The sequence below is a fragment of the Streptomyces sp. NPDC048211 genome (genome assembly GCF_043202315.1).
In the GTDB taxonomy this organism is placed as follows: Bacteria; Actinomycetota; Actinomycetes; order Streptomycetales; family Streptomycetaceae; genus Streptomyces.
Window position 1 is genome coordinate 1 of sequence record NZ_JBIDAD010000003.1, and the last position, 25,405, is coordinate 25,405.

Annotated in this window: 26 protein-coding genes and 7 pseudogenes; 19 read left to right on the plus strand and 14 right to left on the minus strand. The window is 67.2% G+C overall.

Annotation, left to right across the window (positions count from 1 at the left end; translation table 11 throughout):
• Positions 1–78: 78 nt before the first annotated feature.
• Together ACGFZA_RS12770 and ACGFZA_RS12775 are read right to left on the minus strand one after the other, a co-directional pair.
• On the minus strand, positions 79–303 hold the full coding sequence (locus tag ACGFZA_RS12770; RefSeq protein WP_393678909.1) for a YrhB domain-containing protein: 225 nt from the start codon (positions 301–303) through the stop codon (positions 79–81).
• Positions 304–585: 282 nt separating this feature from the next.
• Complete coding sequence (locus ACGFZA_RS12775) at positions 586–1,005, minus strand: DUF6193 family natural product biosynthesis protein (protein WP_393678910.1); 420 nt, start codon at positions 1,003–1,005, stop codon at positions 586–588.
• An 863-nt stretch (positions 1,006–1,868) separates the two neighbouring features.
• Between ACGFZA_RS12775 and ACGFZA_RS12780 the strand changes: the two genes are divergently transcribed.
• Together ACGFZA_RS12780 and ACGFZA_RS12785 are read left to right on the plus strand one after the other, a co-directional pair.
• Positions 1,869–2,498, plus strand: coding sequence for a DUF6000 family protein (locus tag ACGFZA_RS12780; RefSeq protein WP_393678911.1), 630 nt, complete (start codon positions 1,869–1,871; stop codon positions 2,496–2,498).
• 2 nt (positions 2,499–2,500) lie between these two features.
• On the plus strand, positions 2,501–2,905 hold the full coding sequence (locus ACGFZA_RS12785; protein ID WP_393678912.1) for a DUF5958 family protein: 405 nt from the start codon (positions 2,501–2,503) through the stop codon (positions 2,903–2,905).
• Between the two features lie 65 nt (positions 2,906–2,970).
• Here ACGFZA_RS12785 and ACGFZA_RS12790 read toward each other — a convergent pair whose 3' ends face one another.
• Together ACGFZA_RS12790 and ACGFZA_RS12795 are read right to left on the minus strand one after the other, a co-directional pair.
• Entirely contained in the window at positions 2,971–3,150 is a 180-nt protein-coding gene (locus ACGFZA_RS12790) for a hypothetical protein (protein ID WP_393678913.1), read from the minus strand.
• A 345-nt stretch (positions 3,151–3,495) separates the two neighbouring features.
• Entirely contained in the window at positions 3,496–3,921 is a 426-nt protein-coding gene (locus ACGFZA_RS12795; RefSeq protein ID WP_393678914.1) for a hypothetical protein, read from the minus strand.
• A 317-nt stretch (positions 3,922–4,238) separates the two neighbouring features.
• Here ACGFZA_RS12795 and ACGFZA_RS12800 point away from each other — a divergent pair, with 317 nt between their 5' ends.
• The 6 genes and pseudogenes from ACGFZA_RS12800 to ACGFZA_RS12825 all read left to right on the plus strand — a co-directional run bounded on the left by ACGFZA_RS12800 (position 4,239) and on the right by ACGFZA_RS12825 (position 7,785).
• The gene (locus ACGFZA_RS12800) at positions 4,239–4,895 is read left to right on the plus strand and encodes a site-specific integrase (RefSeq protein ID WP_393678915.1); all 657 of its coding nucleotides are present in this window, start codon (positions 4,239–4,241) and stop codon (positions 4,893–4,895) included.
• Positions 4,896–4,911: 16 nt separating this feature from the next.
• The gene (locus ACGFZA_RS12805; RefSeq protein WP_393678916.1) at positions 4,912–5,397 is read left to right on the plus strand and encodes a hypothetical protein; all 486 of its coding nucleotides are present in this window, start codon (positions 4,912–4,914) and stop codon (positions 5,395–5,397) included.
• Between the two features lie 130 nt (positions 5,398–5,527).
• Positions 5,528–5,794, plus strand: a pseudogene (locus ACGFZA_RS12810) (Tn3 family transposase); the annotation flags it as partial.
• Between the two features lie 48 nt (positions 5,795–5,842).
• Entirely contained in the window at positions 5,843–6,340 is a 498-nt protein-coding gene (locus tag ACGFZA_RS12815; RefSeq protein WP_393678917.1) for a DUF4265 domain-containing protein, read from the plus strand.
• A 165-nt stretch (positions 6,341–6,505) separates the two neighbouring features.
• A complete protein-coding gene (locus ACGFZA_RS12820; protein WP_393678918.1) occupies positions 6,506–7,516 on the plus strand; it encodes a recombinase family protein in 1,011 nt (336 codons plus the stop codon).
• A 26-nt stretch (positions 7,517–7,542) separates the two neighbouring features.
• On the plus strand, positions 7,543–7,785 hold the full coding sequence (locus ACGFZA_RS12825; protein ID WP_393678919.1) for a helix-turn-helix domain-containing protein: 243 nt from the start codon (positions 7,543–7,545) through the stop codon (positions 7,783–7,785).
• Between the two features lie 17 nt (positions 7,786–7,802).
• Here the strand turns inward: ACGFZA_RS12825 and ACGFZA_RS12830 are convergent, their stop codons facing one another.
• Positions 7,803–8,288, minus strand: coding sequence for an XF1762 family protein (locus ACGFZA_RS12830; RefSeq protein WP_393678920.1), 486 nt, complete (start codon positions 8,286–8,288; stop codon positions 7,803–7,805).
• A 160-nt stretch (positions 8,289–8,448) separates the two neighbouring features.
• On the opposite strand from ACGFZA_RS12830, the gene ACGFZA_RS12835 reads away from it, so the two are divergent.
• Positions 8,449–9,504 carry a hypothetical protein gene (locus ACGFZA_RS12835; RefSeq protein ID WP_393678921.1) on the plus strand — a complete coding sequence of 352 codons (1,056 nt, stop codon included), beginning with the start codon at positions 8,449–8,451 and terminating at the stop codon, positions 9,502–9,504.
• Between the two features lie 207 nt (positions 9,505–9,711).
• Positions 9,712–10,251: a hypothetical protein gene (locus tag ACGFZA_RS12840; protein WP_393678922.1), complete on the plus strand. Its 540-nt coding sequence runs from the start codon at positions 9,712–9,714 to the stop codon at positions 10,249–10,251.
• A gap of 19 nt (positions 10,252–10,270) precedes the next feature.
• Here ACGFZA_RS12840 and ACGFZA_RS12845 read toward each other — a convergent pair.
• Positions 10,271–10,644 (minus strand): annotated as a pseudogene (locus ACGFZA_RS12845) (transposase); the annotation flags it as partial.
• 47 nt (positions 10,645–10,691) lie between these two features.
• Between ACGFZA_RS12845 and ACGFZA_RS12850 the strand changes: the two are divergent.
• Positions 10,692–11,503, plus strand: a protein-coding gene (locus ACGFZA_RS12850) for an IS5 family transposase (RefSeq protein WP_393679673.1) whose coding sequence is annotated in 2 segments (ribosomal slippage) — positions 10,692–11,034 and positions 11,034–11,503 — 813 coding nt in all. Because the reading frame shifts where the segments join, the coding sequence is not laid out codon by codon here.
• A 74-nt stretch (positions 11,504–11,577) separates the two neighbouring features.
• On the plus strand, positions 11,578–12,177 hold the full coding sequence (locus tag ACGFZA_RS12855) for an SMI1/KNR4 family protein (RefSeq protein WP_393678923.1): 600 nt from the start codon (positions 11,578–11,580) through the stop codon (positions 12,175–12,177).
• 28 nt (positions 12,178–12,205) lie between these two features.
• On the opposite strand, the pseudogene ACGFZA_RS12860 reads toward ACGFZA_RS12855, so the two are convergent.
• Positions 12,206–12,858: pseudogene (locus ACGFZA_RS12860) on the minus strand (transposase); the annotation flags it as partial.
• Positions 12,859–13,004: 146 nt separating this feature from the next.
• On the opposite strand from ACGFZA_RS12860, the pseudogene ACGFZA_RS12865 reads away from it, so the two are divergent.
• A pseudogene (locus ACGFZA_RS12865) lies at positions 13,005–13,891 on the plus strand (IS5 family transposase).
• A gap of 64 nt (positions 13,892–13,955) precedes the next feature.
• Here ACGFZA_RS12865 and ACGFZA_RS12870 read toward each other — a convergent pair.
• The 3 genes from ACGFZA_RS12870 to ACGFZA_RS12880 all read right to left on the minus strand — a co-directional run bounded on the left by ACGFZA_RS12870 (position 13,956) and on the right by ACGFZA_RS12880 (position 15,658).
• Positions 13,956–14,705: a class I SAM-dependent methyltransferase gene (locus ACGFZA_RS12870; RefSeq protein ID WP_393678924.1), complete on the minus strand. Its 750-nt coding sequence runs from the start codon at positions 14,703–14,705 to the stop codon at positions 13,956–13,958.
• 230 nt (positions 14,706–14,935) lie between these two features.
• Positions 14,936–15,103 (minus strand): hypothetical protein, encoded by a 168-nt coding sequence (locus tag ACGFZA_RS12875; RefSeq protein WP_393679715.1) that lies wholly within the window; start codon positions 15,101–15,103, stop codon positions 14,936–14,938.
• A 60-nt stretch (positions 15,104–15,163) separates the two neighbouring features.
• The gene (locus tag ACGFZA_RS12880) at positions 15,164–15,658 is read right to left on the minus strand and encodes an RrF2 family transcriptional regulator (protein ID WP_393678925.1); all 495 of its coding nucleotides are present in this window, start codon (positions 15,656–15,658) and stop codon (positions 15,164–15,166) included.
• A 119-nt stretch (positions 15,659–15,777) separates the two neighbouring features.
• On the opposite strand from ACGFZA_RS12880, the gene ACGFZA_RS12885 reads away from it, so the two are divergent.
• The 4 genes and pseudogenes from ACGFZA_RS12885 to ACGFZA_RS12900 all read left to right on the plus strand — a co-directional run bounded on the left by ACGFZA_RS12885 (position 15,778) and on the right by ACGFZA_RS12900 (position 19,873).
• Positions 15,778–17,220, plus strand: a complete 1,443-nt coding sequence (locus tag ACGFZA_RS12885) for an MFS transporter (protein WP_393678926.1) — start codon at positions 15,778–15,780, stop codon at positions 17,218–17,220.
• Positions 17,221–18,036: 816 nt separating this feature from the next.
• Positions 18,037–18,129, plus strand: a pseudogene (locus ACGFZA_RS12890) (IS5/IS1182 family transposase); the annotation flags it as partial.
• Positions 18,130–18,290: 161 nt separating this feature from the next.
• Positions 18,291–19,421, plus strand: coding sequence for a hypothetical protein (locus ACGFZA_RS12895; protein WP_393678927.1), 1,131 nt, complete (start codon positions 18,291–18,293; stop codon positions 19,419–19,421).
• A gap of 272 nt (positions 19,422–19,693) precedes the next feature.
• A complete protein-coding gene (locus ACGFZA_RS12900; RefSeq protein WP_393678928.1) occupies positions 19,694–19,873 on the plus strand; it encodes a hypothetical protein in 180 nt (59 codons plus the stop codon).
• Positions 19,874–20,043: 170 nt separating this feature from the next.
• On the opposite strand, the pseudogene ACGFZA_RS12905 reads toward ACGFZA_RS12900, so the two are convergent.
• A pseudogene (locus tag ACGFZA_RS12905) lies at positions 20,044–20,800 on the minus strand (transposase family protein).
• Positions 20,801–21,616: 816 nt separating this feature from the next.
• Between ACGFZA_RS12905 and ACGFZA_RS12910 the strand changes: the two are divergent.
• Positions 21,617–22,228, plus strand: coding sequence for an RNA polymerase sigma factor (locus ACGFZA_RS12910; RefSeq protein ID WP_393678929.1), 612 nt, complete (start codon positions 21,617–21,619; stop codon positions 22,226–22,228).
• 412 nt (positions 22,229–22,640) lie between these two features.
• Positions 22,641–23,171 carry a CU044_5270 family protein gene (locus ACGFZA_RS12915; protein WP_393678930.1) on the plus strand — a complete coding sequence of 177 codons (531 nt, stop codon included), beginning with the start codon at positions 22,641–22,643 and terminating at the stop codon, positions 23,169–23,171.
• Positions 23,172–23,410: 239 nt separating this feature from the next.
• On the opposite strand, the pseudogene ACGFZA_RS12920 reads toward ACGFZA_RS12915, so the two are convergent.
• The 3 genes and pseudogenes from ACGFZA_RS12920 to ACGFZA_RS12930 all read right to left on the minus strand — a co-directional run.
• A pseudogene (locus tag ACGFZA_RS12920) lies at positions 23,411–23,719 on the minus strand (transposase); the annotation flags it as partial.
• 16 nt (positions 23,720–23,735) lie between these two features.
• Entirely contained in the window at positions 23,736–24,005 is a 270-nt protein-coding gene (locus tag ACGFZA_RS12925; RefSeq protein ID WP_393678931.1) for a transposase, read from the minus strand.
• A gap of 289 nt (positions 24,006–24,294) precedes the next feature.
• Positions 24,295–25,011: a DUF2993 domain-containing protein gene (locus ACGFZA_RS12930; RefSeq protein WP_393678932.1), complete on the minus strand. Its 717-nt coding sequence runs from the start codon at positions 25,009–25,011 to the stop codon at positions 24,295–24,297.
• Between the last annotated feature and the right edge of the window lie 394 nt (positions 25,012–25,405).

Sequence of the window (25,405 nt, forward strand, 5' to 3'; positions counted from 1 at the left end):
GGCACGAAGATGACCTCTCAGGAGCGTCGAAGCCGTCATCTTGCCACTGGACCTTGTCGTGCCTGCCTCCACCATCATTTACGGGACAAGTCTTAGGTACGGCCCGTTCCCTGCGAGCATGAACTCCGGATTCCGAGTACGCACGAACTCCTCGGACGTCCAGGAGACGATCCACACCAGTTCGTGCTCCTCGACGTCCACCACAGCCATGCGCAGTGCGTCCGCACCCGCAGCCCGCCACCTCTGATAGTCGCGTTCCAGTTGTTCCTCAACGGCCCGAACGGCGGCTTCTCGCTCGATCACGCCTGAAGCATTCCGCACGGGACCGGCCCCGGCCAGTGATTTCCCGCGGCCTGTAGGGCCGCGTAGGGACAGCCACCTGAACTCCTTGCCCAGGAGTACGGCAGCCGCGGAACAAGTGCTCTGTGCCAGTATCGAAGAAGCTCGGGTGCTGCCTTCTCCGAACTACTGATGGGTGGTCACTTGGATCTCCCCACTCGCGGCCACCTGACGGGCAGCTATTTGGCCGCGAGGTTACTGACTGCCCGTAACAAGATTCGGCCTGTCTCTTCCTGTCCTGATGCGTCACTCATCCCTATCGGCGGTTCCCGCAACAGTTGGACCCAGCCCTGTGGGGAGGCAGGACATCGCCGCAGCGACCGCCTCTTCGGCCGTGGCCGTCTCGCCGATCACGATGGAGTGGGGATGCTCCATCACGAGGTACGGGCCGCCGTTGCGCGACGGAGCGATGGCCACCTCGACGCGAAACGGGAACCCAGTGCAGGAGCTGAAGCCGAGCGTCCAGTGACTGGAGAACACGTAGAGCTGTCGAAGCTTCGGATCGGCATGTGCCGCTTGCACCAGTTCGCCGAAGGCAGGGAAATCCGGGGCCTCGGCAGCCTCTTCCCGCATCGTGCGCCATTGCAGCTCAACGACCGAGGCCGGACCGCGTTCGAGAGCCTCGGCGCGCTCGCTGACAAGCAGAAACGGCAGGTCGGCCCGCACTTCCCGCAAACTCGTGCCCCGATCCATGCCGCACCAGCCCTGACGACATCGGCCAGGTCAGAGGCGGCTCCCGTGATGAGCTCAATCCCCTGGCCCCAGCCGGAAATGCCGAACCAGCGGTCATCTGCCCCGATGTAGACGGACAGCGGCCGGCGCCCCGGGACCGACGAGGCGATACCCGCCGAAACGGGACTCCCGTCCTGGGTTACCACTGTGAGATCGATGCTGAGTTCGGCGGCCAGCCGTTCCAGCGCGGCCGCCAGGCTGTCGGCCGCAGCCAGGTCGGGATAGAGATCAGAGTTCACCCGCACAGTCTGCCGTCGCAACGCCGCGCGGGGAACGGCGATCAGACCTGGCTGGGAGCAGCTAACTGTGTGCGCGTAACTCCGCGTGACCGCCGCTGCCAGCCCGGGGAACGTGACTGGCCGCCGGTGGGGACCGTAAGTGGGGAATCGCTGGCCGTGCGCGGGTAAATGATCTTGGGGGCGGCATGCCGTTTGCGAAGGATCCGGCGGTGTGGAGACCGTGGTAGCGCGAGCAGCAATCTCTCGGAAGGTAGGAATTCCCAGGTCGACAGACTGCTGCTTCCGAGAGATCTGGGCGTCGAGTTGGGCTAGCTTCTCCTCGGCGTGGGTCAGGCTGCTCTGCAGCCCTTCGATCTCGCCGAGCCCAGCCTTCCCTTTCGGCTTCCAAGATGCGCGTGAGGAGGTTGTCGCGGATTTCGACAAGCCGGGGACGTTCTGTCACGTGGACGATCAGGGCAGGGCATCGGACACAAGCTTCTCTGAACCAGTAACTATGGTCCGTTGAGGAAGTCGGCAAACCTGTGGCACATGAGTACCGTGCCGGGCCAGGATGCGGCTATGCGTGATGTCCAGAGCGATCCCGAGTTGCAGGATGTGGTTCGGCGGATCGTCACGCCTGATCGGCGATACCTTCGGTTGGGCGGGAGCGTTTTCCGGTTGAGCCCGGTTGATCGCTCCGCGTTTGTGCGGGATCTGGCTCAGGCTGCGTACGAAATCACTCCGGCGGAGCTCGGCGTCCTCTTCGAGGGTGGATGGCGCGAGCGCAAGACTGCCGCCTGGCTGGTTGCTGCGGCCCACAGGTCCGAGTTCCGCGAGCTCATAGGCCGGCTCCTGCTGGCCAGCGAGGGGCCGTATGCGGGCGCGGCATACTGCGTCGCCCTTGCGAAGTTCGGTACTGCAGCGGACGCCGAACTGTTCAGCACATACCTTGATCACTACTTGTCGCGTCCCGACCTCGACTACGACCAGGCAGTCGTCCTTGGGACGCTTCTGTACCTCGATGAGATTCTCGGCTCCGAGTACACGACACGGTTCCTTGCCCCGGCCGGTCCCTGGGACCGATGGCTCGAAGTCCGGGCCGTGGCGGCTCTCGACCCGCATGACTGTCGGCAGGCCGTGCAGCAACTGTGCGCTTTCGTTGACGAGACCGCTGAGGGCTTCGCCGCCTCACTGGCCTGCGGGAGCTGATCATGACCGAGCGAGACATCATCCTCAACGAACTCGCCCAAGGACTGCACCCGATGGCACAGGGCATCGAGTGGTTCGACACCCACAGCCCGGAGGAGCAGGCCGAGATACTCCTGTTTCTACGCCACCACTGCGTGCAGGCGCGCGCCATCACCGAAGACGGGCCGGAGAGCATCCGACGTGCCGGGCTGCGCCCGACACACACGCCTGCGGTGCTGATCGCCTGCGGCCCGATCGATCAGCAACTGGGGAAGATCGCCGGCCTCGCCCCTGCCGACGAACGCCGCAAAGCGTTCCGGCTCCTGGTCGCGGTGCTCGGGGTCGCGGACGAACGGCGCCGCGAGCGCATCTGTTCCGGTGGATGCGGTCACTGGTGGCACAACCTGCCCGTAGCCAGCGGATGGTGAACGATTTCCCGCCGCTGTTATCTGCCCCTGGACTCGATCTGCGGCAAGACGGGCTGCGGTCAGTGTCATGCGCTCGTGTCGCCGGCGTCGGAGTCGATCACCGCGCTCAGGGCCCGCAAGGCGCCATCGTATTGGTGACGGTCGAACTGGAACGGACCGAATGCCATGTAGTCGCGCGTCTTGCGGTGCGATTGCTCAAAAGCGTTCCAGGTTACGAGATCCACTGTTGCGGTGATGCGCGCCATGAGCGGCCAGCACCCCCGGCCAGCACCCCCACTCGCCGCATTCACAACCGAGGACGGGAGTCTTTGGCCCCATCGCACTGGTGGACAGTCCAAGGAAGTGGTTCTGCATCGGGCCCAACCGGAAGAACTCTGGGATCAGACCGCCGTAGGCATCACGAGCCGGCTGCATCCCGGCCGCGATCTCGAACTCATCGATCAGCTCGGTGAGGGGCGCTCCGTCGACGTGGGGGACGACCACGAGCAGACCCCTGTCGCCACGGTGCTGGCAATCGAACCGGATCGCGGATCTCCACCAGGCGGCCGCGCTGGGCGGGGTCGGGGCGCAGGAGGGAGCAGCCGACAGAGTCAGGAGCGCCCATGCTCGCGGTTGAGCTCGTGGTAGCCGCGGAAGTCGAAGAACCGCAGGCCGTCGATCATCGCTCCAGACAGGATTTCCGGCAGGGTCCAAGGGTGGGGGGTGTAGTCGTCCGTTGCCACGCCTCCATGCTCAAGCAGCAGCGCGATCATTCGGTGAACCTCTGCGGTGCCGTCGATCCGCCCGGAGATGTCGATCTGCACCGCCCAAGTGGGGTGATGTCCGACGGCCGCGTCAAGGATCGCCACATCCTCGGGATCCCAATCGGAGAAGAGGTAGCCGGTCTGCTCATCGTCGATGTCGATGTAGAGGTTGCCGTCCAGAGTCCACGGATTGCGCTGCTCGGGCAGATGCCGATTGAGCGAGGCGACGGTCGCAGCTCGCTCACCTGCGGGAAACACGAAGACAGTTCGCATGGGTTGGAGCGTAGGCAGTTCAGCTTCGTGGCGACCATGGATCTCAGGGACGGTGCTGGTCCGTCGACGCAGTGGTGTTGCGGATGGCGACGTCGGCGAAGGTCGGCATGTCGAGATCGACTGTGGAGGGTCGGCGGGCTGCTTCGGCATCGAAGCTGGTCCAGCTTGCCTTGCGCGCCGGTGAGGCTGACCTGGAGGCCCTCGACTTCGCCCAGCCATCCTTCCCGCTCCGCCTCAGCGATCCGGGCGATCAGGTTGTCACGGATGTAGCAGGCGGGTGCGTACAAGGCCGGCGAGAGGGATGGCCCGGCCGACCAATGCCTCACCGCCCTGCTCACCTACGCCGGCCGCGCCCTCGGCACCAGCCTCTGCACTACACCCCGCACGACTTCCGCAGAATCTTCGTCACCGACGCCCTGCGCTCCGGCCTGCCGCCGCACATCGCCGCCCGCATCTGCGGCCACCAGACCGTCGACACCACGCTCGGGTACGCCGCGATCTACCCGGAGGACGTCATCACCCACCACCGGGCCTTCATCGCCCGCCGCCGCTCGCTGCGGCCCAGCGAGGAGTACCGCGAACCCACCGCCCAGGAGTGGCGCGACTTCCTGGACCACTTCGAGCTGCGAAAGGTCGCCCTGGGCGTGTGCGCACGCGACTTCGGCATCCCGTGCGTCCACGAGCACGCCTGCATCCGCTGCCCCGTCCTTCGGCCCGACCCCGCGCAGATGCCCCGGCTGCAGGTGATCCACGCCAACCTGGGCGACCGGCTCCGCGAGGCCAAGGAACAGGGCTGGCTCGGCGAAGTCGCCGCGATCGAGGCCAGCCTCGCCGCCGCCGAGCACAAGCTCGCCGCCATGCGCGACCTCGCCACCCGGCACACCACCGTCCACCTCAGCATGCCCGACTTCCGCAGCGTCGTCGCGCGCGTCGACTCCGAGCGGCCAAACGAAGGTGCGAAGCAGCAGGTCTAAGGACTACAACGAGGAGATGACCGTCTTCCTCTGTTCCAAGTGCGGCACCGCGATCACGCCGGAGCTGACCGAACTGGCCGCCGTTCCCAACGTCTCCGGCGACGAACGCGACCGGGACAAGGAGACACGCCGGGCACCCTCCACCGTTCCGCGGGGCCGCCACGTGATCGATCCCGAGCCCTGGGGGACTCCCTACGTCGTGCAGGACGACCAGGAGGACCCGAAGCCGGCCCAGTCCCGAGGGCCACTGGTCTGCCGCGAGGAGGGCTTCGTCATCTCGGCGGGCATCCCGGGCACGGTGCTGATGCACCCGGAGGACGCCCCCGACCTTCAACCGCTCCCCAACTGGGAGAACAGCACCGGCTGCTGCGGGCCCACCGGCAACGAAGGACTCAACCGAGCCTGCCCTTGCGGCGCCGCGGTCGCGACGCTCGCGGCGGACTGCTTCGGGCCCTACGAACTGCACCTCGCCCCTGTCCGGACCTACGCGTTCTCCCGGTAGGCCCGCGCAACGGCCGCCCCGGAGCGTGACACGCCCGGGACGGTCGTTCACCCAGCTACTTCACGACTACTTTCAGTGGCAAACGCACTTCGCGGACGAGCTCAGCGTCGAGCTGGGCTAGTTCGGATAAGACCAGCTCGGCGCGCTCGGCCTGGTCCTCAACGCCATCGTCCTCTGGACCACGAAGTACATCGACGCCGCCGTCACCCAGCTCCGCGCCGAGGGCCACGAGCTGCGGGACGAGGACATCGCCCGCCTTTCCCCGCTCAAGCACGCGAACCTCAACGTGCTCGGCCGCTACAGCTTCAACGCCTCCACCCCGGCCGCCGGCGCCCTGCGCCCGCTGCGCGACCCGGTCGCGGCCGGGCTCGGGCTGGATGAGGACGACGAAGAGTAGACGGGACCTCGGCCTCTCCCCAGGAGCCGGACTGTAGATGATGGCGTGGTGACGAACATCAGCGACGCCCATGTGAAGGTCCACTTCCGGGTGGAGATTGACGAGGACGGCTGGCCGCCCGCAAGCGTTGAGAGCCTCTGGGCAGTGGACCTCGGCGACGGAACAGTGCGTCTCGACAACACCCCATGGTTCGTCCGCGGCATCGCGAGCGGCGATGTCATCGGCGTGGACGTTGACGATGACGGCTTGCGCTGGGCCGGGGAGACCGTTCACCCCTCCGAGAACTGCACCGTCCGGTTGATCGTGCTGAAGGACGGTGGCTCTGAGGCGGCCCGGGAGACCGTGCTGGAGACCTTCCACCGGCTCGGTACCACCGGCGAGGGCATCGAGCAGTTCCGGATGGTCGCGCTCGACGTCCCTCCGGGAGCGGACATTCAGCGGATTCGCAAGCTGCTCGAACACGGCGAGGCGAAGGGTTGGTGGCACTGGGAGGAGGGATGTGTAACTGCCGCTTGGAAAGCCAGTGCAGACACGAAGAACGAGTGAGCACAGCGACAACGAAGGGTGCGAACTTGGGACCACTCTCACAAATGTTCCTCTGTGAGAGTTCTGCGAGAGCTCCCGGAGCGATCACGTTTCCGCAGGTCGCCGTTCGCAAAAGTCCTCTCGAAACCCGCACGTTGTGCGAGGCACTTCTGAGAGCCTTTCCGGATGGATCTCACGCCCGATCGGGCCGCATTGGCGGTAGAACGGCACAAATGCTCGAACTGTGACGCTCCCGCCGGCTCCGCCTGCCGCACCCGCGGCGGGAAGACCGCCGCGAAGTACCACACCCCCCGCTTCGTACTCGTACCCGCGCTCCGTGAGGAACTCGAAGTCCTCGTCCCCGCCGACCGCCACCCCGGCCGCGCGTGGAAGCAGGGCCCGGCGCTCGCCGTCGTACCCGCGCCCTGCACCGAGCGCCCGGTCCGCATCGGGTACGCGAGGACATCGACCGCCCGGCAGGAGCTGGCGAACCAGCTCGAAGCCCTGCACCGCGCGGAGTGCCACAAGGTCTTCCAGGAGCAGATCAGCACCCGGGTCAAGGTGCGGCCCGAACTAGAGAAGGCGCTCACGCTGGCCCACCAGTTCAAGGAGGCCGCGCCCGAGACGCCCGTCATCCTTACCGTCCACGAGCTCAAGCGCCTCGCGCGCAAAGCCGCCGAGCTGATGACGCTGTCCGCCGAGCTCCAGGCCGGCGGCATCCAGCTCGAACTCCTCACCGGCCCGCTCACCGGGATCTACGACCCCAACGGCATGGGCGCCATGTTCTTCGCCGTCCTCGCCGTCGCCGGGCAGATCGAGCGCAACTACATCCGGGAAAAGACCCTCGAAGGCCAGGTCGCCGCGGCGGCCAAGGGCAACCACGGCGGACGCCCGAAGGTCATCGACGACGACATGCTCACCTTCGCCATCGCGCTGAAGGACAAGGGCGTCCCCGTCCCCGAGATCGCGAAGAAGCTCACCATCAAGGACGGCAAGAACGCGGGCAAGTCCCCCTCGGTTGCCTCCCTCTACCGGGCGTTCGCCGAAGCCGAGCAGGCCGCCGCAGTGGACGACAACCTGCCGCTGCGGCCCAAGCCCGTCCGGATCCGCCGGCCCGAGGACCCGCTCACCCCCGAGGAGGTCGAGCTGCGCGACCGCCTCCAGGCCCAGCCCCACCCGAACGCCGAGCTGCGGTAGTCCTGCCCACGACCTGCCTCGATCCCATGATCACCGGCTTAGCGTTAACCGCTGTATCGCTGTTCCCCAAGGCCGAGGTTCAGCGGCGCATCCTCGCGTTCATCCGGGGCGCCATCGCCGACACGGGCGAGGCCCCGACGGTCCGGGAGATCGCCGCCGGCGTCGGGCTGCGCTCCCCCTCGACAGTGAAGTACCACCTGGGCAGGCTGGAGGAAGGCGGGTACCTGAGCCACGAACCAGGGCGCCACAGGTCCATCCGGCTCACGTAGAAGAGCGCGGCAACGGCCTATGGGGCTTCCCGCAGCATCCGGCCGATCCGGTCCGTGCCGTGGGACTCGCGGGGGCGGCTGCGGCAGTTCCAGCCCTGTCGTGACGCGCGCTGCGCGATGATCCGCCACCCGGCGCCGCGCAAGCTGGCCCCGCTCTCCCCGTCCTGTGTGTACGTGACGAGACGCGTGTAGCCGAGGGCCTTCGCTGCGCGCCATGCTGCGCCGTACAGGTGCGAGTTCGCGTTGACCGTGCCGTCCGTGGCCGTGCGGGTGACTTCGAGGGTCTGGCCGTTGTCGAGCATCCGTGCCACCGGGCGGCCGACCATGGCAACCGCGCGCAGCACGCCAGCTTCGTCGGCAGCGCCCACGCAGAACACTGCTCCGGCCGGAGGCTTGTGGTGTCGGTGCCACTCACTGACGAACGCCTTGGCGTCCTTCTGCCTGATCGGCACAAGGTGCAGTCGCAGTCGCCCCGGATCGGCGCCGGGGGTCGGTCGGGGCACGGAGTCCTCCACGGTGCGGGGGCGCTCTGCTGCGCCCCGCAGGCCGGCACCATGCGGTTCTCAGGCCGTTACCGTCCCCGGCTCGGCTGCTGGCCGGGGGTCCGCCTCGAATCTGCAAACTGGGTGCGCGCGGCAACGGCAAGACGGAGAATCAGGGCCCATGGACACGGAACAAGCCGTTCGGCGCTTCGGCCCTCAATTCGTCGCCGAACAGCGCAGCCGCTACGGCAGGCGTCCGCCGGAAAGTCGGATGCTCTCGTACGACCTGGCGGTGCTGGACGAGTACGAGCCCTGGCGGGCCTGGCTGGACGAACAGCTCGATCTCCTGCCGGGCGCCGCCGCAGGAGTCTTCGCCGCGAACCTGTGGCGAGACCAGAACTTCTGGCCCTACGTCATCGAGCTGGCCGCTGGGGCGGCACTGCGGCAGCAAGGCTTCGGCGTGGAGTACGAGCGACGATGGGGAAATCTGACACCGGACTGGACCGTCGTGGATGGAGGCGGCGCACCGGTGGCGCTGGTGGAGGTGCTTACCCACAGCCCCCCGAAGGGCACGTTCGCCAAGATGAAGGCGTGGCACGCCCTGGTCGAGCGTCTGAAGCAGGTGCCGGTCCCCGTCGTCCTGACTGTGGCCGGTGACCCCTCACGGCCCCTCGCTGCGCCCGATGCCCGTACCTCGAAAAGGATCGCGCTGGACCTACGCAACGCCCTGCTCTCACCCCTGCACCTGACTGTCTTCCGGAGCCAGGGTTACACCTTCCTGCTCCAGGCGGACCGGAACACCGGCCAGACCATGCAGGCGCCCGGGATGAGCACCATCCTCATTCCCCCGAGCAACGTGGCCGGCGTCGTCTCCGCCCGATCGGTCACTGCCGGAATCGAGGAGAAGGTCCGCAAGTATCGTGCGCTCGCCCAGGAAGCCGGACTTCCACTGATCGTGGCTGCGGGCGCGCACAAGTTCACTGGCCTTCACGTTGAGCAGCTTGACGACCTGCTCAAGGGCTCCCCCACGCTGCGCTTCCAGTTCAACTACGGCGACCCGTTCATCAACGCCCCCGTCGAAATAGATCCGTCCAACCCGCCGCGCTGGACCATGCCCCCCGAACTGGCTGGCGTGCTCTGGGTGAACAACGACTTCCCCTTCGCCACCGCATGGCGCCCCAACGCGAACACACGGACTCCCGCTCCGCCCGCACTCATCGCTCCACCGGTGGGCTGATACAGAGGTGGCCGAGAGCCCAGGACACTAGGGCGCGTATCGAGTCGCGATCAATCGGTGGGACTCGGCTTGTTGGCGGGGCGGCGTGTGCGGCCCCAACATCACCAGGCCATACCAAGGCCACCGAATCGGGCGGGTCCGGTAGACCCGCTGGACAGGAGCACCACTACCGTCTCCGCTGCTGAGTGGCGTGTAGCGTGTCGCGGCATGACGCTGCCGGAGCTGCCTCAAAACAGTGCCCTGCTTGACCTGCTGCGGCTGCAGGGGGTTCCGGAAGAGCGTGGTGCCTATGCCCACGAAGGGTGGGAACTGCATACCCACCCTGATCTGGTCGAGAGACTTGAGGGCCTTGCTCCCCAGTGGCCTGTCCTAGCGACGTTCGGGGTGCCGGTGCTCGCAGCCAAGGGCATCGCCGCGGTCGTTGCGTGGGGCGTGGGCATCCTGCTGGTGCGCCTTCCCGAAGCACCGACCGAGGCCCTGGAGCTCGCGGAAGCATGCCCGCCGCTGACGGATCCCGGCCAAGGTTGGTATTCGGTCTGCCCCTGGCAGAGTGAGCTTCACTCGGCGGAGTCCCAGGCCCAGCTGTCGCTGTTGATCCGGCATGCGCTCTCGCACGCGGCGACCCTGTCGGAGGACGACAGCATCGACTGGCAGGGGCGCCCGGTGCAGGCTCCCGGCGCACGCAAGGGGAAGGCCGCGGGCAGACGACCCAGCAGGGTCCAGGGCGGACGCGGGCGACGGCGCTAGGGTGCCGAACGGGTCATGATTACCGGGCTCCCCTGGTGAGGTCTTTGATCCAGATTACCGAGGCACGGAGGTGTAGTCCGGCGAGGTAACTCTCGGGGGGGTCTTGTCGTACCGGATGGCGATGCCGCGCCAGGCTTTCAGCTTATTGATCAGCCGCTCGACGGTGTTCCGTTCTTTGTAAAGGTCGTCGTCGAGGTTGATGGGCCGGCCACCCCTGGACCCCTTTCTCTTGCGGTTGGCGGCCTGGTCAGCCTTCTCCGGGATGGCGGCCTTGATGCCGCGTCTGCGCAGGTAGGCTCGGTTGCCGCGGGACGCATACGCCTTGTCGCCCGCAACAGCATCGGAGAGAGTGCGGGGCCGGCCAACGAGTCCGCGGATCCGGACCTTCCTAAGAGATCGTCTCAACTGGCTTGATCACTAAGCTGACGGCCGTGATGGCGATGGTGGAACGTCTGGTGCCGGACGGGCTGTGGGAGCTGTTCCAGCGGGTGGTCCCGGCTGCGCCGGTTCGTCCGCAGGGCGGCGGTCGTCGGCGCTACGGCGATCGCGAAGTACTGGCCGCGATCCTGTTCGTAGCCACAACCGGCTGTACCTGGCGACAGCTACCGCCAGGCTTCGGCCCGTCCGGGGCGACCGCGCACCGCCGCTTCACCGAGTGGAGCCGGGCCCGAGTATGGGGCAAGCTCCACCGCCTGCTCCTGGACGAACTCGGCGCACGCGGGGAGCTGGACTGGTCCAGGTGCGCAATCGACTCGGTGAACATGCGCGCAACAAAAGGGGGGATCTGACGGGTCCGAATCCCGTAGATCGCGGCAAGAAGGGGTCAAAGATCCACTTGATCACCGAGCGAACCGGTCTGCCCCTCTCGATCGGGATCTCCGCCGCGAATACCCACGACAGTCAGGGTCTCGAACCCCTCGTACGCGGCATCCCGCCCGTCCGCTCACACCGTGGACCGCGTCGGCGACGGCCCGCCAAGCTCCACGGCGACAAGGGGTACGACTACGATCACCTGCGCCGGTGGCTGCGCTCACGGAACATCACCCCGCGCATCGCGCGCAAGGGTATCGAGTCCTCCCAGCGCTTGGGCCGCTACCGCTGGACTGTGGAGCGGACGGTCGCCTGGCTTGCCGGGTGCCGCCGCCTGCACCGTCGCTACGAACGCAAGGCAGGACACTTCCTCGCCTTCGCCGGCATCGCTGCCGCTCTGATCTGCTACCGCAGACTTGCGAAGGTCATCACCTCGACGTGATCCGTAGAGTACGGCTCTAGAGGGTGCGGCCCCAACGCGCTGGACCGCACCGCGGACATACCGTCGAGGAACTCATGACTGACTACCTGGCCGCCGTGTTGGAGATGCTCGGCCCGGCCCAAAACCGCTACGCGGACCCAGCTGCCTGGGACCGACTCCACGCAGAGCTCGGCATAGAACTTCCGCTCGACTACAGGGCCCTCGTGGACGCGTTCGCCCCCATCCAGATCAACGGGCACCTGTACCTCTCCCACCCCGCGACCGAACAGTGGAACCTGGGCCAAAACATTCGCAGCACGATCAAGGCGTGGTCCGAGGTGCCGTGGGACGACCTCCATCTCGACCCGGACGAGGACCCCCGCCAGCTCTTCGGACTCGACGAGCTGAGCTTTGGCACCCGCAACGGGCTGTGGCCGATCGCGAGCACCGACCGAGGCGAAACCATCTTCCTGATCGCTGCCCCTGAGGCTCCGAGGTACCTGGTGAGCTATGACGAAACCTGGGCAGAGCACCGCATGAGCTTCGCCGAATGGCTCTACCGCTATCTCATCGGCGAGGACATGAGCGGGCCCAACAGTGCAGCCCTTTACCCGGGCCCCGTGAAGTTGGAGCGCCTTCCGATGTCCGCTGACGAACGCACCGTCCCTTGGTACGGCCCAGACCGCGGCATGTGAGAGGCCGCCGCTCCAGTCACAGCAGCTACCTAATGAGATCACTTCTAAGGACAGGGATGAACTGCGGGCTGTCGGCTGCCTGTCCGGCAGTCAGGATGAACGCCAGTGGACGACACTTGCGGTCAGCGGCGAGGTGAACCTTGCTGGTCTGCCCGCCCCGTGAACGCCCAAGGAGAGCCGCTTTCAGTCGGAGCTTTCGGCGCCGCTGGACGCGCCGTCGCTCCTCGCGGTCAGGATCTGCTTCGACGTCGTGTCCGCTTTGTTCTTCGAGACCGCCCCTTTTGATCTGGCCTTCTCCTCTTCGGCGGCTGCCTACTCCATGGCGGCAAGCATGTCCTCGCCAAGGTGCATCCCGGCGGCATCATGGTGGGCACGCGCGGTGGTGGAGTCGATGCTGACCAGCGACAGGTCCACCTCACCCCGCTTCGCAGCCTCCGTAATCAGACTCTCCAGCAGGGCCTCGAACACGCCAGCGTTACGCCACTGACGGAAGCGGTTGGAAACGGCCGACCAGGCACCGAACTCCTGCGGCATCTCCCGCCACTGCCCGCCGGTCTTGAACCGCCAGATCACACCCTCGAACTGCTGCCGCAGCCGCTCGGGATACGGACCGTACTCACCGACCGGCAGATGCGACCCGATGAACTCCCACTCATCATTCGTCAGTTGCGCACGCGTCACCCAACACGATCTACCTCATCAGGCTCCGCAACGCGGGCGGGTCTCGCCGATTGATCGCGACTCGATACGCACCCTAGGGCGCGTATCGAGTCATGATCTGCGGGATTCGCCCTCACTCCACGGCGTGATCCGGTAGATCGTCTTGCGTGACGCGAGTGCAACTGACTGATGCGGAGTGGGAGTTCATCGGGCCGTACCTGCCCATCGGTGAGTACAACCGCTTCCGCCAGTGGCGGGACGCGGGAGTGTTCGAGGCCCTGTTGGAGGGGCTGATCGCCGAAGCAGCGAAGCGGGGCGAGGTGGACCTGTCGCTGGTCAGCATCGACTCCACCACTGCGCGGGCTCACCACGACGCTGCCGGGATACACCTGGACGAGGACGTCCTCACCGCACTGGAGGAGGTTGCCACCCAGGAGGAGAAGGCCAGGTCAAAGGGGGCGGCCTCGAAGAACAAAACGGGCAGGCAGTCGAGAGCGATCCCAAGCGGAAGGAGCGACGGCGGATCCGCCGGCGGCGCAAGCTCCGGCTGAAGGCCGCCCTGGGACGCTCCAGGGGTGGGCAGACCAGTAAGGTCCACCTCGCTGCCGACCGCAGGTGTCGCCCGCTGGCGTTCGTCCTGACCGCGGGGCAGGCCGCGGACAGTCCGCAGTTCATCCCTGTGCTGGGGAAGATTAGGGTCCGAGGGCCCCTCGGACGCCCCCTCACGCGGCCGGACGCGGTCGCCGGCGACAAGGCATACTCATCGCGCGGCAACCGCGCCCACCTGCGGCAACGCGGCATCAAGGCAGTCATCCCGGAGAAGAGGGACCAAGCCGCCAACCGGGAGAAGAAGGGCTCCAGAGGCGGTCGACCCGTCGGTCACGATGCCGACCTCTACAAAGAGAGGAACACCGTCGAGCGCATGATTAACAAGCTCAAAGCCTGGCGGGGCATCGCCACCCGGTTTGACAAGGCACCCGGCAGCTACCTCGCCGGCCTGCACCTGCGTGCTTCGATGATCTGGATCAAAGACCTCACCCGTACCACCCAGTGAGTGCAGCTCGATACACGCGGGTGACCTGACAGTCACCAGCCGCTGGCGTCGAAGACTTGCCCGGTCAGAGCGGGCCAGCCGTCCTGTAGACGGAGACGTGGGAGCGCGACTCTGCGGTGAATTCCTCTCCCGTCCAGTCTGCGTGCCTGGACTCCAGCGTCATTCCGGCCAGCTCGGCCATCAGGTCGAGTTCAGCCGGCCAAATGTATCGGTGTGGGCTGCGAAACAGGCTGGCCTCGCGGCCACCGTCGGCGTCGAAACCGAAGTGGTACGAGACGACCTGCTGGCGCAGAACATCGTAGGTGTCGAGCCCGATATAGCCCGGTGCCGACCCAAAAACCACGCCCTGCTGACCTGGCGCCAACTTGCGAAGCTCGGGGACCCACAGCTCGATGACGAACCGCCCACCCGGCGCGAGGTGGCGTGCGGCGTTTCGGAAGCAGGCAACCTGCTCAGCCTGCGTGAGCAGGACCGAGATGCCGTTGTAGACGAGGTAGACGAGCTGGAACTCGCCCGGGACTCGCGCAGCGACCATGTCGCCGACGACGACCGGAATGGCCGCCTCGTCCGCTTGGGTACGGAGCTGATCGACCATCGGCTTCGACAGCTCGATGCCACTGACCGAGACTCCGCGCTCCGCGAGCGGCAGTGCCACCCGCCCCGTCCCGATGGCGAACTCCAGCGCCCGCCCGCCCCCGGTGAGCTCCGCCAGGCGGTCCACCGTCGGCCCCAGCACCTCCAATGCGAACATGCCGGTCCCAGGGGTGTCGTAGCTCTGAGCGGCCTGGGCATCCCAAATCTCACTTTGAAGCATAAGCAGCGATGATTGACCACCGTCCGAGGAACGTCAACGCACTTTCTCCACAGCCGAGATGAGGGCGCGCCACCGCGGGCTCCTATTCGGCTCAACGATGGCACCCCGAGAAGCACCGGCGATGCTCTACGTTCCGGCCAGGCCCATGACGTGACGTGCCCCTCTCCCACACTGGTGGACACCTTGGGGCGGACTCAAGCGGTCACATTGATCACGACTCGATACGCGCCCTAGTCCGCGCCGGAGCCCGCTTCGAACGCGGCCAGCTCATTGAGCGTCCCGAGGCCCTCGTCGCTTGACCTAGCGACGTCTCGGAGCAGGTCGGCCCAGGACTCGGCGGACTCTCGGTAGCCGTCGGCCATCGCGATCAGCTCCTTGGCGCCGTCACCTCTGGACACCTACGGCCTCAGCGCCAGCCATCAGGCACCGGCACGTGAAAACGCTTCTGTTGGGGCCTCCTACACGAAAGCGGGCAGTGGACCGGAAGGGTCTTTGAGCCAGGCGCGGGCGCGCTCGCGCAGGATGACGGGGAGCCTGCTGCTGAGGTCGGCGACGGTGACGCCTCGCAGGGAGTCGCGCCAGGCGCGGTCGGCGTCATACATGACCTGTGCCACACCACACGGCGTCTCGCACCGTTCGACGGGCAGGGCGCAGGCGCCGCGCTGCCGGATTTCTGTACAGACGAATGGGGGTGCCGAGCCCTCGATGGCCTCCACGATGTCGAGCACGGTAATGCTGTCGGGGGTTCGTGCGAGGCGGAATCCTCCGCGTGGCCCGGAGGAGGCAGCCAGGACGCCGCTGCGCACAAGGGATTTGAGGTGCTTGGCCAGGTAGGCGTCCGGTAGGCCGTAGTACCCGGCCAGCATCGTACGCGGCACGGCGGCACCGTCCTCTGCGTGTGCGAGCAGGAGGCAGCAGTGCACTGCCCACTCGACACCTTGCGACAGCTTCATGCCGGCCATCCTAGTTGATGGATATAGAGTATCGATGATATCGATGTTATGTGACGAACTTAGACGCTCCGTCCGAGACGCCTTGGCCTGCAGGTCGTCCCGCTCCTCGTGAGTGGCGCATGCTTGCTGTAGCACTGACCGCCACCTTCATGGCGAGCTTTGACCTCTTCATCGTCAATGTCGCCACCGAGACACTGCGCGCGGACCTGAGTGCGAGCGATGCCGAGTTGGGGCTCGTCGTGTCCGGCTATGCGTTCACGTACGCGGCAGGACTGGTGACCGGCGGCCGGCTCGGTGACCGGTACGGCTATCGGCGAATCTTCGTGACCGGCATGGCGTCCTTCACATTCGCCTCACTGCTGTGCGGCCTCGCGCAGTCTCCGGCCCTGCTTGTCATGGGCCGCCTCGCGCAGGGCCTCGCGGCCGCCGCGATGGTGCCCCAGGTGCTGTCCCTAGTCACGGCGCGTTTTCCCGCGGCCCATCGGGGCCGGGCAACAGCCTGGCACGGCGCAGTCAGCGGAATGGGCGCGATCGCCGGACAACTGGTCGGCGGCGTCATGCTGGAGGCGAACATCCTGGGCCTTGGCTGGCGCATGGTGTTCCTGGTGAACGTTCCTGTAGGCGCCGCTGCCTGCACGCTCGCAGGCAGCCTCTTGCCGAAACTGGTGGGCGCACGTCACCGGTTCGACCCGGTCGGCGCCACCGCGGTCACCCTGACGCTTGCCCTGATCCTCGCACCTCTGTCCCTGGGCCGGGACGAGGGGTGGCCCGGGTGGGCGTGGGCTTGCCTGGCTGCGTCCGTACCTGCCGTCTGGCTGACCCTGCGCTGGCAGAGGACGCTTCGGGCGCGGGGCGGCGAGCCAGTGCTGGACCCGTCCCTTTTCCGTAACCGCCCGTACACGACGCTTGTCAGCGCCGTCGGCCTTTTCCAGCTGTACTTCGGCGCATATATGTTCACATTGGCGCTCCTTCTGCAGGCAGGCCTTGACGCAAGTCCCCTCGCAGCGGCCCTCACCTTCCTCCCCCAAGCGGTGCTCTACAGCATCGGCTCGCTGCTCAGTGGGCGGCTGACGGCCCGGCACGGCGCAGTGGTTCCGGAAGTCGGAGGGATGCTGATCACTCTGGGGCTGGGGCTCCTCGCCGCGCAGCTGGTCCTGACGGGGAACCACACGGAGGCCGTGGACCTGATTCCCTCTCTCATCCTCGTCGGACTCGGCAACGGCCTTCTGTTGCCAGCGCTGATGGGCGCGGCCCTGTCCCACGTAGGCCCGCAGGAAGCAGGCGCAGCGTCGGGTGCCCTCAACACTGTGCAGCAATCGGCAAGCTCCGTCGGGGTGGCCTTGTTCGGCACGATCTTCTTCTCCGTAGCGGGGCATGGGCTGCGTGAGGCATACGCCGCGATGGCTACCGTCACGTTTGCCTTCATCGCCCTGACCGCAGCGTCGGTGGTCCTCCTGCGGACAAGCTGGGCGAAGACCCCGGCTCTCCCACGGATGGACGCAGCAACGTCGTTCGGAGACGAAAGGTCTGCCCCAAATCAGAACGACATGCCTCCCTGTTAGCCGAAGGCCAGGGCACTGCCTCCGGTGCGGCGGCTGAGACGGGCCGGGAACGTAGGCGCCCACGGACGTGCTCACTCCGACGGGCACACTTTTGCCGTGCCCGGGAGGCGCACCGAGGCGGAAGACAAGCAGCGCCGGGCCGCGCAGCGCGAGGTGGAGCGCCGGTTCTGCACGCCGTGGGGTGCAAGTTCAGTGACGAGTTCGGAGACAAGGCCACGGTGCGCGGCGGGACCTGGACGGCCGGGGACGCTTCGGTGTGCATTCAGTGCCGCGTTGATGACGTCGCCCGCCGGGATGCCTTCGCCGGAGCCGCCTGCATTGAGGCCGCCGGACCGCCAGAGCGGGAGGACGACCCCGGGTTGGGGCCGGGGCTGGTTTCGCCAGCGGATCGGACAACGCCGAACCGCACCCGGGCGATCACAGATCCGGGTGCGGAGCGTTTGCGTGCCTCGCCACGGCATCCCGGGACGGGCGCGTACGCCGGGGCGATGCCGCAGCCCGGGTGTGCATGCGTTGGCCGGGAGGTTGCCCGTGCAGAGCAGTCCTCGGCCGTGGACTGTGATCGGTGGAGTGCTCATGCGTTTCACCCACATCCGTAGATGCCGCTCTCGGGCAGCATCTCCCCGGATATCTTCCGGTGTATGTCACCGGGGCCCGACCGGCGACCCGGTGCACCACCGGCGCGAAGGCGGAGGCGGTGCCGCCTCGTACCGGTGGGCGTGGCCGCCGCGCCATTCGCCCCAGACCGCCCCTGCGCAGGAACTCGACGACGTCGTGGTCGTCGTGGACGAGGCCGGCGATCTGCCCGCGATACCGCGACTCGGGCGCCACCGCTGGACCATCGAACGGACCACGTCTTGGCTCGCCGGCTATCGACGACTCCACCGCCGCTACGAACGCAAGGCGACCAATCCCTGGCCTTCACCAGCATCATCTGCGCCCTCATCTCTACCGCCGATTCGCCACCGCATTCAGGCGTACTCTGTCGCGAGATCGAACATAGGCGAGTGGCAGTTCGCCGGAGGAAGGAACCATGCCGTGCCCCCGCTGGGCTGCCTTGGGGGGGAACCATGAACGACGACCGTACGGCACTGCCGCGGCGTGCGACCTGGTGGTGCCGGGTGACAGGAACGGCGGCGCTGGCGGCGGGGGCACTTACCACCCTCTGCCTGCTCTTCCCGACGCCCGAATCCGGCGTCGGGAGCGACCTGGTGGTTCGGTACGCGGTCCTGACCGCATTCCTCACCACCCTCTGGTGGGTCGGTGCGCTTCTGGCCTCTCCGCTGGTCCTTCCCCCATTGTCGGCCGATCCCGGCCGCGCGGCCATACCCGCCCGGCTGCCACGCCGACGCAGGATGCGGGCGATGCTCATACCCGGGTTCATGCTGTCCGTGCTCCCGCTCGTTGTGGCCCGCACGATAGGCGCCCACGCCGGACCGCTGGCACCTGCCATGAACCTGATCACAGTGGTCGCCGGGTTCGTGTCTCTGTATCTGCTGCGCCTGTGGGTGGTCAGCCTTTTCGCCGGTGGCGGCCCTCACGCGGGCCCGGCCGAGCTGCGTAGGGATGCCGCCGCCGGTACGGTTGCCGCCCGCCGGGTCCGGGTGGGCAAGGCCCAGTGGGACTGCGAGGGCAATGTGACCTGGCCGGCGCGTCGGCTGTCGCTCACGGCCGACGACCAGACCTTCGCGCTGCGGACCGCGGACGAGAAGAACACAGCCTTCCGCTGGCTCGACCTCGAACCAGGCATCGCCCTTGAGGGCCGATACGGCTGGCTTTGCTGGGCCGCGGCTGGCGGATCCTGGGGCGAACCGACGGAGGCGATGGGCGCAGCCCTGATCACGGACGATGGATACGTAATCTGGGGCGTGACTGATCGCTACGCCGCAGAGTCGGCGTACGCGCCGGAGTACGCGCAACCCACCACATCCCGCCGCGTTCGCCGGGCCCCCCGCACCTCCCAGTACCGCGCCGCCGCGCACCTTCCCGCGCTGGCCATGGCCGCGGCGACGCTACTCACTCTCGTCATGGCCGAGCGCGGACCGGGACCCGACGCGGTGGCGTGGATCTTGGCCCTGATAGCCGCGTACACCGGCGTGCGCGGCATCTACCGCTTCACGGAGGACTTCGACACGACTCCGGGCCCCGGCTGGCTGCAATCGACGACCGAGAGGGCCCGGCGCCCACGCCAGGACCCATAGGCCACGATCTCCCGGTGGGGCGCTGCTCACCAGACACCTGCACCGCCGCGCCTGACTGCCCGCGCCCTCTGGCGCCCCGGGCCTTCGCGCCTACCAGCACCACACCGCGGGGCGGGAACAGTGCTGTTTGCGCTTCGGGTGAACCACTGGCTTCGGCTACTGCTCGATAAGCCCTCTACGCGACGGTCGGGCGCACCGGGTTCGAACCGGTGAGGGCCTGGCCAAAACCGACGGCCTCCAGGGCGAAGGAGGCGTCGCACGGATCCGGGTCGATGCTGCACAGGAGTGACCGCAACGGCGATGCGCTCCACGGCATCCGCGAGCAGTTCAGGCATCCGCAGATCGGAGTCGGCGAACTCGGCGGCTGCTTCGATGTCGTCGGACTCTACGGCCCGCAGGTAGCTGAAGGCGCTGAGCACCGCGTCGCGTCATCGGGTCGAGCGGCGCGGTGACGGTGCCAGGAAGCCCAAGCACCGGAGGACTTCGACCGGACCTCGACGTCGGGAGCTCCTGCAAGCACTCGGGATCTTCCAGAGGGCTACGCCCGAACAGCTGTGGAAGCTGACCCGTCCGGACAACCAGCACGACCGGCTCACGCGGGACAACTGAGCCCTTTCCAACCTCACGCTGACACGCGGTGAAGGACAAGAACGGCCTGGACGATCGCGGTGACGCGGTTGGTGCTGCAGCGGAGCTTCCGCAGAAGGCGCCAGCCCCTTGAGGGTGGCCATGGCCTGTTCGCCGAGGCGGCGGATCTTGGCGTGGGTGCTGTTGTGCCGGCGCTTCCATCGCTTGAGGCGGCGGCCTCGGAACGGGACTCGGACGGGGTGGCCGGCCCCCTGGTACGCCTTGTCCGCCCAGCACTTCAGCTCGGCTGCGGCGAGCGCGTCGATGATCCCGTGGGTCCGTGCGGCGCTCAGGTCGTGGCCTGACCCGGGCAGGGCGGGGGACGCCCACAGCAGCCGTCCGAACGGGTCGGTGAGAACCTGGACGTTCATGCCGTGGCGCTTGTGTTTCCCGGAGTGGTACGGGGTGTCGGCGACGATCCGGTCGATCGCCAGGAGGGTGCCGTCCAGGATCACAAACTCCTTCATCCGAATGGTCTTCATCGCCTCGGTCAGGGTCGGGGCGAGGGCGGCCAGGACTTCGATGACCTCGCGTATGTAGTGGTAGACCGTCGCGACGCCGATGCGGAACCCGGCGGCGAGCTGGGCATAGGTATCGCCGCACCGCAGGTGAGCCAAGGCGGGCAGGGCCTGTCGGCCTGCGGACAGACGCCGCCAGCACGTTCCGTTCTCTCGCCGCCGGGCATGCAACCGAGCACTCAGATAGCGCAGGGTGCGGCTGGACAGATCAATCGACGACGGGTGGACAAGCACGCGAAGCTCTTGGTGGGGCACGGTGGATCTTGGTCGTGGACGCCTCCTACCAGGAGCTTCATCGCGTTGCAGAGCCGCCCAAGTGACGGACACCGCCGTCAGGTTGGAAACAGCTCACTGCATCGCCCTCCAGCGGCAGCTGGATTCGTCACGGCCCCGAGATGGGCCCGGGCAAGACTCGTCATGCAGATATCCGCGGCGCGTCAGTCCAGTCGAAAGATCACTCGAATACTTCTACTTCGCTATTTCTGGGACGAACCTTTCACTCAACTCGCCGTCAATTTCGTCGGTGGCGAGGGCCGCCACACCGTGCTGCGCCGCGAACCGATGCGCCACCCCGTCGCTGTCACGCATCGCTGTGGTCATCGATCGCCATGACGAAGCGCTCCACACGCACACCGCCCTGGCTGCCCACCATCCGCCGTCCGGCCCGATCACCCAGCACCCTGGCCCGGGCACTACCAGCGGTACAGGCCTCGCCCACGACGTTCTCGCAGCCCTGGGCAAGCCGCCCATGCTCCCGGGCCCGCTTTCCCGGCGGCCGTCAGCCCGCCTGGGAAGCTGCCACGGCCTGGATGACCGCCCTGCCCGCAAGCCGGGTGACCGTCCTGCGCGCGCTCCGCCTCACCGCCCCGCCGTGCGATGAGCCTGCTGCAGCTACAGGCCCTTTCCGGTGTCCACCTGGCCTTGGCCTGCCACCGCCCTCACCTTCCCGCCGTTCTGCACCAGAGGCACGTGGTGGGATTGAGACGCTTACCTGACTCCCGTGACGCAGATCACGGGAACCGGCCCTCGGCGTACGGACAGTCAAGGGGCGTGGACATACAACTGAGGCCGCGCATAAGAGCCGGCGACCACGAGGCATTCGGAGAAATGTTCGACGCGTGCTCCCGCTCCGTCTACAACCACGCATACCGGCTGACGGGTGACTGGGGGCTCCCCGAGGACATCGTCTCGCTGACCTTCCTGGAGGCATGGCGGCTACGCGGGACGGTGGAGGAGGAGGGCGGATCGCTGCGGCCGTGGCTGCTCGGAATCGCGACCAACGTCACCCGCAACACCCGGCGGGCCGCGCGCCGCCACTCCGCGGCCCTGGCGCGGCTTCCGCGCCAGCAGAGCGTGCGGGACTTCTCGGACGAGGTCGCGGGACGGATCGATGACTCCAAGCAGCTCGCCCTCGTGCGGACGGCCCTCGATGCCCTGCGCACGCCGGAGCGGGAGGTGCTGGCCCTGTGCGTCTGGGCGGGCCTCGGCTACGCGGCGGCCGCGCTGGCACTCGGCCTGCCGGTAGGGACAGTCAGGTCCCGGCTGTCGAGGGCCCGCACGAAACTCGCGCTTGCCCTGGAACCGGACGGCGCGCGCGGACAGGAAAGAGATGACCGCACCACTTCGGTCAAGCCCAGGCCCATTCAGGAGGGAAACCGATGAACCACGTTCCTCAGCTCCCCGAGAGGGACCTCCCGCCGGGTCACCACCACGTTCTCAAGGAGCATCTGATGCGTGAGATCCGTATGGACGCAGCAACTGGCGCCAACCCCCGAGCAGGCCGTGCGCGGTGGCTGCGCCCGGCCGTAGCCGTGCCCGCGGTCGCTGTCACAGCTGCTGCGGCGACCTTCACAGGCGTGCAGGTGACAGGCCCTGACGCCGAAGGCACGAGAGCAGAGCCGACGCAGGTCGTGCAACTCCTCGATGACATCGCGCTCGCGGCCGAGAAGACGGATGCGCCGGGAACGATCCACGACAACCAGTACGTGTACGTCGACAGCAAGGTGGCGTACGCCTCCACAGCGGCCGACGGCACTACCGTGCCGAAGCTCGACCCCGTGCACCGCCGACCGGTGTGGAAATCTGTGGACGGTGCCGCAGCGGGCTGGTCCGCGAGAAGCTGCCGTACCTGCCCGGCAAGGGCGAGACGAAGCTGGAGCGTGACACCCCCGGCGTCGCAAGCAACACGAACTACCGTCACCTCCAGACCCTGCCGACCGACCCCGCCAAGATGCTCGACTGGCTCCACAAGGCGAGCAGCGGCGGCAAGAGCGAGGACCAGAACACTTTCGTCCTGGTCGGTACCCTCTCGCACGAAACTCTCATGCCGCCCAAGGTGGCTGCTGCGCTCTACCGAGCCACCGCGAAGATCCCGGGAGTCGTCGTCCACGACGCGGTGGACGCGGCCGGGCGGCACGGGATCGCGATCGGGCGCGAGGACGCCGGAGTCATGGAACAGCTCATCTTCGACAAGAAGACCAAGACATTCCTGGGGGAGCGCGAGGTCGCGGTGCGAGATGCCGGCCAGATGAAGAAGGGTGATCTGCTCGGTATGAGCGCGGTCATGCACCGCATGGTCGTCGACGGGCTCGGCCAGCGGCCGTAGGAACGCGAAGAGCGCAGAACGGTGGCCGTCGTTGGCCCCTGCAAGGCCTCGTCTGCCCAGTCAAGGACCAGGTCTCGCGTGCACCAGGTCTCGTACGCGTTCCTCGGTTCAGGGCGATTGTGCTTGTCATAGCCGAGATGGTCGGCGATCTCGCCCTCCAAGGGCAGACTCCAGCAGCCGCTCGGCCTGGGACCGGGAAACCAGCGCCTCGGTCGCCTGGTCATCTCGGCCACAGGAACAGGGGGCCGTCGCCCGTTTGTGGGGCGGCGGCCTTCGCTGCGCCCCACTCGTGGATGCGCCCGCACGATGGTGGAGTCGACGGAAACGTCCCAGTCGATCTCGCCTGCAACGTTGGCCGCGGCCTGGACCTGCTGGAACAGACGCTCCCACGTCCCGTCGGCTGACCACAGCCGGTGCCGTTCATAAACAGTCTTCCACGACCCGAACCGTTCGGGCAGGTCACGCCGCTGCACGCCGGTCCGCACGCGGTGCAGAATCCCGTCGATCACCGCCATAAACTCACACGAGTCCTGACGAATGGTGCGTATCCGACCGGGACCTCGCTCACCCGAAGGTCCGAGAAGAGCAAGGCCACCTGGTGCGCGTTGGTTTCAATGGCACCTCGCGTCGTGCTCGTGCCGCCCACAGCGTCTCGCCAGAGAGCGCCAGCACGTCTGAAATCAGCTCCGTCAGAGCCGTCTCATCGTTGAGAACTCGACGTAAAGGTAGACGCGCGCCCTCGGCATCCAGCACCACGCAGTGGTGGTGTTCCTTGCCGAGGTCCACACCGGCCCAGATCTGGGACACGGTCACCTCCGCCAGCTCGTCGTCCAATAGCAGTCCCGCAGACGACCTCGCCGACGTTGTCCTACGAAGCGATCAAGTCGCGTATCCCCATTAGCGGTCGAGTCGTCGCGGGGCTCCGGGCGGCCAAGTTCTTTGAGCCATCCAACGGCGACAAGCTCACAGCCATACCCAGAACCCCCGGGTCCGTCGATCTTACGAATCACCGACTCAGACCCACGCTTGGAAGGTAGGACAAGCTAAGTCGGGTATCCGGAGGGGGCTCCGCGTCCTCGGATACCCGGCTGCGGGTCGCGCCACGTCATCGGTGCGCGGCCCGTCACCTCGTGTACATCGAAGAACCGAGCACGACCTGGTGGCCGGTGATCCCGAAGTTCACCCCCGACGGCGCGGAACGGGCAGCGGTGAAGCCGGCGTTCCGCGGCAGGGACACCCGCCACACGTAGGAGCGTCCGCCGATGCCCGGCACCGCGACGCTGATCTCGTCGCCCTGCGCCAGCAGACTCCCGCCGGTGTCGACCTCACGGCCCTCCCAGGTGCCGCTGACCCGGATACGCGCCTCCTGCCCGTGTGACCCGGCCGCTGGACCGACGGTGAGCGCCCCGCCCTTGCCCATCAGCCGCGTGATCACACCGGAAAGCGCCTCATAGGAGAAGGACACGTCGCCGGTAACCAGGTTCGCCTGCGCCGTGCGGGAGGACAGCGAGGTGACCCTCACGTCGTGCAGGTCGAGGGCGAGCTTCCGCACGTCGAGGTAGTCGCCCTGCGCGTTCGACGTCGTGTTAAGCGAGAAGTTCCCCGCGCTGATCGTGACATGGTCGAGCTCGCGGCCAGCCGCCTGGCTGAGGAACGGGAAACCGTGGATCGACACATGGGTGTAACCATCCGTCGAGCCCGAGCCGTATCCGTACTTCTGCTGCGCGAGCTGAGCCGCCTCCCCCTCCGCGAAGTGCACCGCGACCCGGTCCGCCACCGTAAACAGCACAGCCAGGCCGACGGCCACGATCGCGAGCACCCTGACCCAACGCCGCCTCATTCCCCTGCCCCCCATCCCACTGCCGCGCCCCCCTGGCAGCGACCACGCCGCCGAACAGACACACGGCGACGGGGCATAGTATCCGCACGGCCCGAGGCCGCGTGCCCACCATCGGCGGACTGAACCGCCCCACGTTTCTCAGCGGCTGGTTTGTGCGGTTTCAGGTGATGGTCGTCCGGACGCCTGCGAGCCGGTGGCGACAGCGTATGTGCCGGGTCGGACACAGGTCACGCATGTGGTGGTCAAAGTGCCACCGTGACGGGCCCAGGGGTCGTGACCATCCGTTGCAGTCGAACGATGCCGTCACCATCCGCGACGGCTTCCCAAGATCTGTGCCAGAACCCACTTCGGTTGCGTGGTGTGCTGTCGGGGCCTGGCTCCTTCGCATCCGCGG

Excerpts from the sequence above, each read along its gene's own strand:
- ACGFZA_RS12795 (WP_393678914.1), bottom strand. The coding sequence starts at position 3,921 with ATGCGAACTGTCTTCGTGTTTCCCGCAGGTGAGCGAGCTGCGACCGTC.
- ACGFZA_RS12880 (WP_393678925.1), bottom strand. The coding sequence starts at position 15,658 with ATGAAGCTGTCGCAAGGTGTCGAGTGGGCAGTGCACTGCTGCCTCCTG.
- ACGFZA_RS12785 (WP_393678912.1), top strand. The coding sequence starts at position 2,501 with ATGACCGAGCGAGACATCATCCTCAACGAACTCGCCCAAGGACTGCAC.
- ACGFZA_RS12930 (WP_393678932.1), bottom strand. The coding sequence starts at position 25,011 with ATGAGGCGGCGTTGGGTCAGGGTGCTCGCGATCGTGGCCGTCGGCCTG.
- ACGFZA_RS12900 (WP_393678928.1), top strand. The coding sequence starts at position 19,694 with ATGCTGCACAGGAGTGACCGCAACGGCGATGCGCTCCACGGCATCCGC.
- ACGFZA_RS12855 (WP_393678923.1), top strand. The coding sequence starts at position 11,578 with ATGACTGACTACCTGGCCGCCGTGTTGGAGATGCTCGGCCCGGCCCAA.
- ACGFZA_RS12840 (WP_393678922.1), top strand. The coding sequence starts at position 9,712 with ATGACGCTGCCGGAGCTGCCTCAAAACAGTGCCCTGCTTGACCTGCTG.
- ACGFZA_RS12790 (WP_393678913.1), bottom strand. The coding sequence starts at position 3,150 with ATGGCGCGCATCACCGCAACAGTGGATCTCGTAACCTGGAACGCTTTT.
- ACGFZA_RS12820 (WP_393678918.1), top strand. The coding sequence starts at position 6,506 with ATGGATCTCACGCCCGATCGGGCCGCATTGGCGGTAGAACGGCACAAA.
- ACGFZA_RS12780 (WP_393678911.1), top strand. The coding sequence starts at position 1,869 with ATGCGTGATGTCCAGAGCGATCCCGAGTTGCAGGATGTGGTTCGGCGG.
- ACGFZA_RS12895 (WP_393678927.1), top strand. The coding sequence starts at position 18,291 with ATGAACGACGACCGTACGGCACTGCCGCGGCGTGCGACCTGGTGGTGC.
- ACGFZA_RS12805 (WP_393678916.1), top strand. The coding sequence starts at position 4,912 with ATGACCGTCTTCCTCTGTTCCAAGTGCGGCACCGCGATCACGCCGGAG.
- ACGFZA_RS12885 (WP_393678926.1), top strand. The coding sequence starts at position 15,778 with ATGCTTGCTGTAGCACTGACCGCCACCTTCATGGCGAGCTTTGACCTC.
- ACGFZA_RS12825 (WP_393678919.1), top strand. The coding sequence starts at position 7,543 with ATGATCACCGGCTTAGCGTTAACCGCTGTATCGCTGTTCCCCAAGGCC.
- ACGFZA_RS12800 (WP_393678915.1), top strand. The coding sequence starts at position 4,239 with ATGCCTCACCGCCCTGCTCACCTACGCCGGCCGCGCCCTCGGCACCAG.
- ACGFZA_RS12835 (WP_393678921.1), top strand. The coding sequence starts at position 8,449 with ATGGACACGGAACAAGCCGTTCGGCGCTTCGGCCCTCAATTCGTCGCC.
- ACGFZA_RS12870 (WP_393678924.1), bottom strand. The coding sequence starts at position 14,705 with ATGCTTCAAAGTGAGATTTGGGATGCCCAGGCCGCTCAGAGCTACGAC.